This window comes from Ramlibacter sp. (genome assembly GCF_035627355.1).
Classification (GTDB): Bacteria; Pseudomonadota; Gammaproteobacteria; order Burkholderiales; family Burkholderiaceae_C; genus Ramlibacter.
The window spans coordinates 1-10,485 of sequence record NZ_DASPLW010000031.1 but is presented as its reverse complement, the minus strand read 5'-3'; the positions used below and the strand labels follow the sequence as shown (position 1 = coordinate 10,485).

The 10,485-nt window shown below is 68.8% G+C and carries 9 protein-coding genes; 2 read left to right on the top strand and 7 right to left on the bottom strand.

From position 1 onward, the window contains the following. From VEC03_RS08750 to VEC03_RS08720, 7 genes are all read right to left on the bottom strand, one after another. Positions 1 to 337 (bottom strand): ATP-binding cassette domain-containing protein (locus tag VEC03_RS08750; protein ID WP_324914424.1); only part of this gene is annotated, 337 nt, incomplete at its 3' end. 4 nt (positions 338 to 341) lie between these two features. Further along, positions 342 to 2,111 (bottom strand): branched-chain amino acid ABC transporter ATP-binding protein/permease, encoded by a 1,770-nt coding sequence (locus VEC03_RS08745; RefSeq protein ID WP_324914426.1) that lies wholly within the window; start codon positions 2,109 to 2,111, stop codon positions 342 to 344. A 58-nt stretch (positions 2,112 to 2,169) separates the two neighbouring features. Continuing rightward, entirely contained in the window at positions 2,170 to 3,207 is a 1,038-nt protein-coding gene (locus tag VEC03_RS08740) for a branched-chain amino acid ABC transporter permease (protein WP_324914422.1), read from the bottom strand. Positions 3,208 to 3,407: 200 nt separating this feature from the next. Continuing rightward, positions 3,408 to 4,529 (bottom strand): ABC transporter substrate-binding protein, encoded by a 1,122-nt coding sequence (locus VEC03_RS08735; RefSeq protein WP_324914421.1) that lies wholly within the window; start codon positions 4,527 to 4,529, stop codon positions 3,408 to 3,410. Positions 4,530 to 4,558: 29 nt separating this feature from the next. Next, complete coding sequence (locus VEC03_RS08730) at positions 4,559 to 5,323, bottom strand: SDR family NAD(P)-dependent oxidoreductase (RefSeq protein WP_324914419.1); 765 nt, start codon at positions 5,321 to 5,323, stop codon at positions 4,559 to 4,561. After that, positions 5,320 to 7,185 carry a feruloyl-CoA synthase gene (locus VEC03_RS08725; protein WP_414708473.1) on the bottom strand — a complete coding sequence of 622 codons (1,866 nt, stop codon included), beginning with the start codon at positions 7,183 to 7,185 and terminating at the stop codon, positions 5,320 to 5,322. Before VEC03_RS08725 ends, VEC03_RS08730 begins: the two co-directional genes overlap by 4 nt. A gap of 49 nt (positions 7,186 to 7,234) precedes the next feature. Then, positions 7,235 to 8,008, bottom strand: coding sequence for a crotonase/enoyl-CoA hydratase family protein (locus VEC03_RS08720; protein ID WP_324914418.1), 774 nt, complete (start codon positions 8,006 to 8,008; stop codon positions 7,235 to 7,237). A 94-nt stretch (positions 8,009 to 8,102) separates the two neighbouring features. Here VEC03_RS08720 and VEC03_RS08715 point away from each other — a divergent pair, with 94 nt between their 5' ends. Together VEC03_RS08715 and VEC03_RS08710 are read left to right on the top strand one after the other, a co-directional pair. Beyond that, positions 8,103 to 8,966: an amidohydrolase family protein gene (locus VEC03_RS08715; protein WP_324914416.1), complete on the top strand. Its 864-nt coding sequence runs from the start codon at positions 8,103 to 8,105 to the stop codon at positions 8,964 to 8,966. A 416-nt stretch (positions 8,967 to 9,382) separates the two neighbouring features. Further along, the coding region (locus VEC03_RS08710; RefSeq protein ID WP_324914415.1) for a PrkA family serine protein kinase at positions 9,383 to 10,485 on the top strand (1,103 nt) is incomplete at its 3' end.

Genomic DNA, 10,485 nt, shown 5'->3' with positions numbered 1-10,485 from the left:
GCATGCGCAGCTTCATGGCGCGGTAGCCGCCCAGCACCAGGTTGTCTTCCACCGGCATGGTGCCGAACAGCTCGCGCTTTTCCGGCACCAGCGCCAGGCCCAGCATCACGCGTTCTTCCAGCGTGGCGTCGGCGACGTCCTGGCCGTCGAACACCACGCGGCCGCGCGAGGGCAGCACGCCCATGAGCGCGTTGAGCGTCGTCGATTTGCCGGCGCCGTTGGGGCCGATGACGGTCACCACCTGGCCGGCGCCCAGCTGGAAGTGCAGGCCGGTCAGCACCTCGGCGCGGCCGTAGCCGGCGTGCAGCTGGCGCACTTGGAGCAACTGGTTCGCCATCGCTTCAGTGCTCCGTTCCGAGGTACGCCGCCCGCACCGCGGGGCTCGCCTGCACTTCGGCGGGCGAGCCTTCCATCAGCTTGGTGCCGAACTCCATCACCACGATGCGGTCGGTGAGGCCCATCACGAAGTCCATGTCGTGCTCCACCAGCAGCAGGCTCATGCCTTCACTCTTGAGCTGGCGCAGCACATCGGCCAGGGCCTGCTTCTCCTTGAGGCGCAGGCCCGCGGCCGGCTCGTCCAGCAGCAGCAGCGCCGGGTCGCTGCACAGCGCGCGGGCGATCTCCAGCAGGCGCTGCGGCCCGAGCGCCAGGTTGCCGGCGAGTTCGTGCATGCGGCCGGCCATGCCGATGCGCGCGAGTTGCCGCTCGGCCTCGGCGAACAGGCGCCGCTCCTCGGGGCGGTCCAGGCGCAGCATCGCGCGCACGGTGCCGCTGCCCCCGCGCAGGTAGCCGCCGAGCGCGACGTTCTCCAGCACAGTCATCTCGGGAATCATCTTCACGTGCTGGAAGGTGCGCGAGATGCCGCGGCGCGCCACTTGGCGCGCAGGCAGGCCGGTGATCGCCTCGCCGCGGTAGCGCACCGCGCCGGCGGTGGTGGACAGCACGCCGGTGATGAGGTTGAAAGTGGTGGATTTGCCGGCGCCGTTGGGGCCGATCAGGCCGACGATCTCGCCGGCGCGCACCTCGAAGCCGACGTCGTTGACGGCGACCAGGCCGCCGAACTCCTTGCGCACCTGGTCGACCTGCAGCAGCAGCTCGCCGTGCGCGGGCTTGTCGCGGGCCGGCAGCGGGTCGGCGCGGTCCCAGTCGCGCACCCGGTCGGCCCGCGGCAGCCAGCGGGCGACGAAGCTCCACAGGCCGTCGGGCGCGTACTTCAGCACCGCCACCAGGATGATGCCGAACACGATGGTCTCGAAGTTGCCGGAGGTGCCGATCAGCTCGGGCAGCAGCACCTGCAGCTGGTCCTCGATGATCTTGACCACGCCGGCGCCGACGAAGGCGCCCCAGACGTGGCCCACGCCGCCGAGCACCGCCATGAACAGGTACTCGATGCCCTTGCCGATGGAGAAGGGTGAGGGGTTCACGGTGCGCTGGAACCAGGCGAACAGCCAGCCGGAGATGGCCGCCAGCACCGCCGCGAGCACGAACACCGTGAGCTTGGCGCGGAAGGTGGAGATGCCCATGGCCTCGGCCATGGTGGAACCGCTGTTCAGGGCGCGGATGGCGCGCCCCTGGCGCGAGTCGAGCAGGTGGGTGGCGGCCAGCGCCGCCACCAGCGCGAAGGCCCAGATCACCACGTGCAGGCCGCGGCCGGAACCCAGCTCGTGGCCGAACACCGACAGTTCGGGCACGCCCAGGATGCCGTCGTACTTGCCCAGCCACTCCATGTTGGCCATGGTGTAGTTCAGCGCCAGGCCCCAGGCGATGGTGGCCAGCGGCAGGTAGTGGCCCGACATGCGCAGCGTGATCGCGCCCAGCACCAGGGCCGCGGCGATGGCCAGTCCGATGCCGACGAACAGCGCCAGCCAGGGCGAAGCCGCCATCTTCACGGCCAGGAAGGCGGCCGAGTACGCGCCGACGCCGACGAAGGCCGCCTGGCCGAACGAGGTCAGGCCGGCGACGCCGGTGAGCAGCACCAGCCCGAGCGCCACCAGCGAATACATGCCGATGTAGTTGCTCTGGGTGATCCAGAAGTCCGGCACCGGTAGCGCCGGCAGGACCAGCATCAGCAGCGCGAAGGCGGGAAAGGCGAAGCGCCTCAGGAGGGTCATGGCGTTGCCGGGCTTGGCGCTGGCGGCCACCACGGCGGTATCGGGACCGGCGGACATGTCAGTGCTCCTCTCCGTGCGGGTCGCGCAGCGAGCGCCAGAGCAGGACCGGCAGGATGGAGGAGAACACGATCACCTCCTTGAAGGCGCTGGCCCAGAACGACCCGAAGCTCTCCAGCAGCCCCACCAGCAGCGCACCCACCATCGCCAGCGGGTAGCTCGAAAGGCCGGCGAACACGGCCGCAACGAAGCCCTTGAGGCCGATGATGAAGCCGCTGTCGAAGAAGATGGTGGTGGTCGGCCCGATCAGCAGCCCGGACAGGGCGCCGATGAAGGCGGCCATGGTGAAGGCCAGCCGGCCGGCCGAGTTGGACGAGATGCCCATCAGGCGCGCGCCGACCCGGTTGACGGCCGTGGCGCGCAGTGCCTTGCCGGACAGGGTGCGCTCGAAGTAGAGCCACAGCAGCACGATCAGCGCAATCGAGGCCAGGAAGATGATCAGCGCCTGGCCGCTCAGGGCCACCGCGCCGGCGGAGAAGCGCGCGTCCCAGAAGCTGGGGTTGCGGAAGCCCTCGGCGCCGAAGAAGAACAGGCCCAGGCCCACCAGGGCGAAGTGCACGCCGACCGAGACGATCAGCAGCACCAGCACGCTGGCCGAGGCCAGGCGCTCGTAGGCGAGGCGGTAGATCAGGGTGCCGAAGGGCGTGACCAGCGCCAGCGCCAGCACCGCCTGCACCACCAGCGGAAAGCCCCTGGGTGCGGCCCAGATGGCGACCAGGGACACGAGGACCGGCACCGACAGCGTGCGTGCGACCTGCTTGCCGATGCGCGCGACTGGGTGCCCATGCTTGACGCCCTCGTAGATGTCGGAGATCGCGGCCGCGCCGGCCAGCACCAGCAGGAACCAGACGGTGCCGGGCACGCGGCCCGTCTGCATGATGGCCAGCGTCAGGGCGCCGAAGGCGACGAACTCGCCCTGCGGGATGAAGATGACGCGCGTCACGGCGAACAGCAGCACCGTGGCCAGCGCGAGCAGGGCATACACCGCGCCGTTGGTCAGGCCGTCGATGGCGAGGATGCCGGCGATTGAAAAGTCCATGGGGTCTTCAGGTAACCGTCAACCGGCGAAGGGCGGTGAAGTTCATTCGGGGAAAGTCGGTGGGAGGGCGTCATTCCCGCCAAGGCGGGAATCCAGTGCTTCCGACTTTCGTGCGAGCGCCGCAGGCGCGTTGCGCTGGATCCCCGCCTACGCGGGGATGACGTTGCAGGCGCCCGGCTGGCGCCGGACGCCTGGCAACGTCACTTCTCGACGACGAACTTGCCGTCCACCACCTTCAGCATCACGCCCGTCTCGTTCGTGTAGCCCCAGTGGTCGTCCTTGGTCCAGTTCATCACGCCGTGGGCGAAGATGGTGCGGCCCATGGTCTCGAACGCGTCACGCAGGGCGGAGCGGAACTCGGGCGTGCCCGGCTTGGCCTTCTGCTTGGCGATCGGCACCGCCTTCTCCAGCGCGATGGCGGCGTCGTAGCTGTGGCCGGCGAACTGGTTCGGCGGGCCGAACTGCTTCTCGTAGTTCGTGAAGAAGTCGATGGCCGCCTTCTTGGACGGGTGGCTGTCGGGCAGCTGCTGGCCGACCACCGCCGGCCCGGAGGTCACGAAGGTGCCTTCCACGGCCTTGCCGCCGATGCGCATCAGGTCCTGGGTGGCCGCCGCGTGCGTCTGGTAGATCTTGCCCTTGTAGCCGCGCTCGACCAGGCCCATCTGCGGCATCGCCGCGCCTGAGCCGGAGGCGACCACCACGATGGCGTCGGGGTTGGCCGACGTGAGCTTCAGCGCCTGCGGCGTGACGCTGGTGTCGGTGCGGGCGAAGCGCTCGGTGGCGACGATCTTCATGCCGGCCTTCTCGGCCAGGGGCGTGAGCGCCTTGAGCCAGAGCTCGCCGTACGCGTCGGTGTAGCCGAGGAAGCCGATCGTCTTGACGTTCTGCTTCTTCATGTGCTCGACCATGGCGTGCGCCATCACGTCGTTGCCCTGCGGCAGGCGGAACAGCCAGGGGCTGTTGCCACCGACCGGGGAGGCCGCCAGCTGCACCGTCTTGGCTTCCGTCGCCACCGGCGTCATCGCGCCGGCCACGGGGGTGAGGCAGGAACCGATGATCAGGTCCACCTTGTCCTCGGTGACGAAGCGGCGCGCGTTGCTCACGCCCTTGCCCGGGTCGGAGGCGTCGTCGAGGATGATCAGGTTGACCTTCTCGCCGGCGATTTCCTTGGGGAACAGCTTGAACTGGTTGGCCATCGGGATGCCGAGGCCGGAGCCGGGGCCGGTGAGCGAGAGGCTCACGCCGACGTTGATGTCCGCCAGCGCGCTGCCGGCGGCGAGCAGGGCCGCTGCGACGGTGACCAGGGTGCGTTTGAGTTTCATGGGCTTGTCTCCGGTGGGTGGGTAAGGGGTCAGCGGGGCGCCATGCGAAGCGCGCCGTCCAGGCGGATCACTTCGCCGTTGAGGTGCGTGTTCGTGACGATATGGCATGCGAGCTGCGCGAACTCTTCGGGTTTGCCCAGCCTCGGGGGGAAGGGGATGGACGCGGCCAGCGACTGTTGCACCGGTTCGGGCAACTGGCGCATCAGCGGCGTGGAGAACAGCCCCGGGGCGATGGTGCAGACCCGGATGCCGTATTGCGCCAGGTCGCGCGCCATCGGCAGCGTCATGCCCACCAGCCCGCCCTTGGACGCGCTGTAGGCCTGCTGGCCGACCTGGCCGTCGAAGGCGGCAACCGAGGCGGTGAACAGCATCACGCCGCGCTCGCCGTCGTCCAGCGCCGGCAGCTTGGCGCACTCGGCCGCGAACAGGCGGCTGGCGTTGTAGCTGCCCACCAGGTTGACGTTGATCACGCGTGCGAAGTCGTCCAGCGGCGCCGGGCTGCCGTCCTTCTGCACCACCCGCCTGGCGGTGCCGATGCCGGCGATGTTCATCAGGATGCGCGCCGGACCGTGCGCCGCCGAGGCCGCGGCCAGGGCCGACTGCAGGCTCTCGGTGCTGGTGATGTCGCACTGGGCGGCGACGCCGCCGATCTCGGCGGCCACCTTCTTCGCGGCGTCCAGGTTGACGTCCAGCACGGCGACGCGCGCGCCGAGCCGCGCCAGCTCGCGCGCGGTGGCCTCGCCGAGGCCGGATGCGCCGCCGGTGACCAGGGCGGCTTGTCCTTCGATCTTCATGGGCGGCTGTCTCCGGTGGGCTTGAGGGTGAAGGGCAGGGCGTCGTCGTGGAAGGCCTGGATCAGGGCGTCGCGGTGCTTGAGCACGGCGCGCTGGTTGATCGAGCCCTTGTCGGTGACCTCGCCCTTGTCGATGGAGGGCGGCTCGTGCATCAGGTTCAGGCGGGCCACCCGGTTGGCGCTGCCGGTGGCCTGCGCGGCCAGCTGGTCCAGCACCTTCTGGAAATGGGCCTGCACCGGGGCGCTCTCCAGCACGTCCTTCAGCGGCGCGTCGGCGGGCAGGCCGGCCAGCTGGCGCACCGCCGGCGTGGCCAGCAGCAGGGCGCCGACTTCCTTGCGGTTCAGGCCGGTGATCACCGCGTCCTGCACGTAGGGCGCGCCGGCGGCGATGATCTTCGCGCGCAGCGGCCCGACGCTGACGAAGGTGCCGGTGGCCAGCTTGAAGTCCTCGGCGATGCGGCCGTCGAACTTCAGCCCCAGGTTCGGGTCCTGCGGGTCGATCCACTGCACCGCGTCGCCGGTGCGGAAGAAGCCTTCCTCGTCGAAGTTCTCCGCGGTCTCCTGAGGCGCGCGCCAGTACCCGGGCGTGACGTTGGGGCCGCGGTAGCGCACCTCCACCTTGCCTTCCATGGGCACCAATTTGAGTTCCATGCCCGGCGTGGGCAGGCCCAGGTAGCCCGACTTCACGTCGGGGCTGGTGATGAAGATGGCGAACGGCGAGGACTCGGTCATGCCCAGGCCGGTGCCCATCACGATGCGCTCGCCGATCTCGGCTTCCTGCACCTCGTGCAGCAGGTCCCAGACCGGCTGGGCCAGCGCGGCGCCGGCGTAGAAGAACATCCGCACGCGCGACAGCAGGTTGCGGCGCAGCCCGGCATCGGCCTTCATCGCGTGGGCGATGGCCTCGAAGCCGGTGGGCACGTTGAAGTACACCGTCGGCGCGATCTCGCGCAGGTTGCGCAGGGTCTCGCCGATCAGCGCCGGCGTCGGCTTGCCGTCGTCGATGTACAGGGTGCCGCCGTTGTAGATCGTCAGGCCGACGTTGTGGTTGCCGCCGAAGGTGTGGTTCCAGGGCAGCCAGTCCACCAGCACCGGCGGCTCCTCGCCCAGCACCGGCATGGACTGCAGCATCTGCTGCTGGTTGGCGCACCACATGCCGTGGGTGTTGATCACCGCCTTGGGCAGCTTGGTCGAGCCCGAGGTGAACAGGAACTTGGTGATGGTGTCGCGGCCGGTGGCGCGCTGGGCGGCGTCGACGGCGGCGGTCGCTTCGGTTGCCAGCAGCTCGACCAGCGGAGTGATTGCGCGGCCGGGCAGGCTGTCCTGGCCGGGCACCGCCGGGAACAGCTCGCCCAGCACCACCTCCACGTCGGCTGGCACGGTGGCGGCGATCGCCTTCGCGTAGCGCGAGTCGGTGGCGTAGACCAGGCCGGGCGTGAGCGTCTGCAGCACGTGGCGCAGCTTGTCGTAGTCCTGGCTGATGGTGGAGTAGGCCGAGGAGACCGGCGAATAGGGAATGCCGGCGTACAGGCAGCCGAGCGCGATGGCCGCGTGCTCCAGGCCGTTCTCGCAAAGGATGGCCACGGGGCGATCGGCGTTCAGGCCGCGGTCCAGCAGCGCCTGGCCGACGCGGCGGGCGGTGTCCAGGGCCTGGCCGTAGCTGATGCGGATCCAGTCGCCGGTGCTGCCGTCGGGCAGCCGGCGGCGGCGGGCGATGAAGGTGCGGTCGGGATCGAGCTGCGCCCAGTGCAGCAGCCGGTCGGTCATGCGCTCGGCGCAGGGCTGCAGGTCCTGCTCGGCGCGCAGGTACTGCACGCCGCCCGCGCCTTCGCGCAGCCGGGCGCGCGTGACTCCGAACGTCATCGGGCGATAGCGGGGTGCGGTAGGCGAAGTCATGGCGTCCACGGGGGCCTCAGTTCTTGCCGACCTTGCCGGCGCGGCCTTCGAGGAAGGCGCGCACGCGCTCCTTGGCTTCCGGCGCGCTCTGCGCGATGGCGGCCATCAGCGCCTCGGTCAGGTAGCCCTGGTCGGCCGGCTGCTCGGCGATGCGCGGCAGCGCGTGCATCAGCGCGTAGTTGGTCAGCGGCGCGTTCTGCGCGATGCGCCCGGCCAGCTCCAGCGCCTTGGCCAGCGACTGGCCCTGCGGCACCAGGTACTGGGCGAAGCCGGCCCGCTCGCCCTGCTGCGCGTCGTAGACGCGGCCGGTGAGCATCATGTCGGCCATGCGCGCGGCACCGATCAGGCGCGGGATGCGCACCGAACCGCCGCCACCCACGAAGATGCCGCGCGATCCTTCGGGCAGCGCATAGAAGGTGCTTTCGTCGGCCACGCGCACGTGGCAGGCCGCAGCCAGCTCCAGCCCGCCGCCGACCACCGCGCCATGCAGCGCGGCGACCACCGGCACGGGGCCGAACTGCACTTCCTCCAGCGCCGCGTGCCACATGCGCGAGTGGTGCAGGCCGGCGCCGGCGTCGCGCTCCTGGAGCTCCGACAGGTCGAGGCCGGCGCAGAAGTGGTCGCCATCGCCGCAGAGGACGGCCGCGCGCGCGGTGTCGGGCAGGTTCTGGAAGGCGTCGCGGATCGCGAGCACGAGGCCGTCGCTCAGTGCGTTGCGCTTGGCGGCACGGTTGAGGCGCACCACGGCGATGGCGCCGCGCTGCTCGATCTGGAGGTCCTGGAATGTCATGGCGGTACCGCTTGAAGCGCGCATTATTGGTTATAGGCAATAATCAAAACAACCCCTACCATCCGGGTGGAAACCCTTAATGCAGGAGCGCAGCATGGACCACGCCAACCTCATCGCCATCGACGTGCACACGCACGCGGAAGTCAGCTGCTGGAATCCGTTCGACAACTACGGCGAGGAGTACGACCGGGCGGCCGACAAGTACTTCAAGTCCAACCGGCGCCCCACCATCGCGGAGACCATCGCCTACTACCGCGAACGCAGGATCGGGCTGGTGATGTTCACGGTCGACAGCGAGTCCAAGCTCGGCCGGCGCCGCATCCCGAACGAGGAGATCGCCCAGGCGGCGCGCGAGAACGCCGACATGATGGTGTGCTTCGCCAGCATCGACCCGCACAAGGGGAAGATGGGCGCGCGCGAGGCCGAGCGGCTGATCAAGGAGGAAGGCGTCAAGGGCTTCAAGTTCCACCCCACGGTGCAGGGCTACCACCCGTACGACCGCATGGCCTGGCCGATTTACGAGGTGATCAACGCGCACAAGCTGCCGGCGATCTTCCACACCGGCCACAGCGGCATCGGTTCCGGCATGCGCTGCGGCGGCGGACTGCGGCTGGAGTACAGCAATCCGATGCACCTGGACGACGTCGCCATCGACTTCCCCGACATGCAGATCGTGATGGCGCACCCCAGCTTCCCGTGGCAGGACGAGGCGCTGTCGGTGGCCACGCACAAGCCCAACGTGTGGATCGACCTGTCGGGCTGGAGCCCCAAGTACTTCCCGAAGCAGCTGGTGCAGTACGCCAACACGCTGCTGAAGGACCGCGTGCTGTTCGGCAGCGACTACCCACTGATCACGCCGGACCGCTGGATGAAGGACTTCGAGGAAGCGGGCTTCAAGCCGGAGGTGATGCCCGGCATCCTGAAGGGCAACGCGGTCCGGCTGCTCGGGCTGGCGTAGCGCCGGCCACGCGGCGCCGTACCAGGCGGCGCCGATCACTCATTGGCGGCACCGAGCCGCCGATTTCATTCCTTGCCGACGGAAACGCGCTGCCGCGAGCGCGTCGCCACGTCGATGCCGGCGTTGGCCGCGATCGACTGCAACGGCGCAAGCACGTCAAGTTGCCGCAAAACGCAGCGATGCGCAAGCGACTTTACGAGCGGCGCGCACGCTGTTGCGCATCCCTCACGCGAGTGGGGACAGGGCATTCCCCGAGAAACTTTCAGGGCGTAGATTTGTTCTACGGTTCACCTACAGGGAAGTCCGGCGTTCACCTACAGGGTGCGTGCAACTCAGCAGGGGTTCCGCGCTAAAGTGGCTGCCGACACCGGATGCACCGAGGCTTGCGCCGAGCGAAACCGAAGGAGGTTCTCCCAATGGATGTGGTTCGCAATTTCCTGGCACGCTACGAGCAGACGCGCGAGGAAGAGATGTCGCTCGAGGAGTACCTCGAGCAGTGCAGGAAGGACAAGCTGGTCTACGCCACCGCCGCCGAGCGCATGCTGGCTGCGATCGGCGAGCCCGAGGTGATCGACACGCGCCACGACCCGCGGCTGTCGCGCATCTTCGGCAACAAGATGATCCGCATCTACCCGGCCTTCAAGGACTTCTACGGGCTGGAGGAGCCGATCGAGCAGGTGGTGGCCTGCTTCCGCCACGCCGCGCAGGGCCTGGAGGAGAAGAAGCAGATCCTGTACCTGCTGGGGCCGGTGGGCGGCGGCAAATCCTCCATCGCCGAGCGCCTGAAGCAGCTGATGGAGCAGGTGCCCTTCTACGCGATCAAGGGCTCGCCGGTGAACGAGTCGCCGCTCGGCCTGTTCAACAACGAGGAGGACGCGCCCATCCTCGAGCAGCAGTATGGCATCGCGCGCCGCTACACCCAGCGCATCATGTCGCCCTGGGCCGTCAAGCGGCTCGAGGAATTCGGTGGCGACATCCGCAAGTTCCGCGTGGTCAAGCGCTACCCCTCGGTGCTCAAGCAGATCGCCATCGCCAAGACCGAGCCGGGGGACGAGAACAACCAGGACATCTCCTCCCTGGTCGGCAAGATCGACATCCGCAAGCTGGAGACCTATGCGCAGGACGACCCGGATGCCTACAGCTACTCCGGCGGCCTGTGCCTGGCCAACCAGGGGCTGCTGGAGTTCGTCGAGATGTTCAAGGCGCCGATCAAGGTGCTGCACCCCCTGCTGACCGCCACCCAGGAGGGCAATTTCAAGGGCACCGAGGGTTTCGGCGCCATCCCGTTCGACGGCATCGTGATGGCGCACTCCAACGAGAGCGAGTGGAAGGCGTTCAAGAACAACCGGAACAACGAGGCCTTCCTGGACCGCATCTACATCGTCAAGGTGCCGTACTGCCTGCGCGTCACCGAGGAGATGAAGATCTACGAGAAGCTGATCCGCAACTCCTCGCTGAAGGACGCGGTGTGCGCCCCCGGCACGCTGAAGATGATGGCCCAGTTCTCGGTGCTCACGCG

Coding starts and splice junctions, on each gene's coding strand:
- VEC03_RS08720 (WP_324914418.1), bottom strand. CDS start 8,008: ATGACATTCCAGGACCTCCAGATCGAGCAGCGCGGCGCCATCGCCGTG.
- VEC03_RS08740 (WP_324914422.1), bottom strand. CDS start 3,207: ATGGACTTTTCAATCGCCGGCATCCTCGCCATCGACGGCCTGACCAAC.
- VEC03_RS08715 (WP_324914416.1), top strand. CDS start 8,103: ATGGACCACGCCAACCTCATCGCCATCGACGTGCACACGCACGCGGAA.
- VEC03_RS08745 (WP_324914426.1), bottom strand. CDS start 2,111: ATGACCCTCCTGAGGCGCTTCGCCTTTCCCGCCTTCGCGCTGCTGATG.
- VEC03_RS08730 (WP_324914419.1), bottom strand. CDS start 5,323: ATGAAGATCGAAGGACAAGCCGCCCTGGTCACCGGCGGCGCATCCGGC.
- VEC03_RS08735 (WP_324914421.1), bottom strand. CDS start 4,529: ATGAAACTCAAACGCACCCTGGTCACCGTCGCAGCGGCCCTGCTCGCC.
- VEC03_RS08725 (WP_414708473.1), bottom strand. CDS start 7,185: ATGACGTTCGGAGTCACGCGCGCCCGGCTGCGCGAAGGCGCGGGCGGC.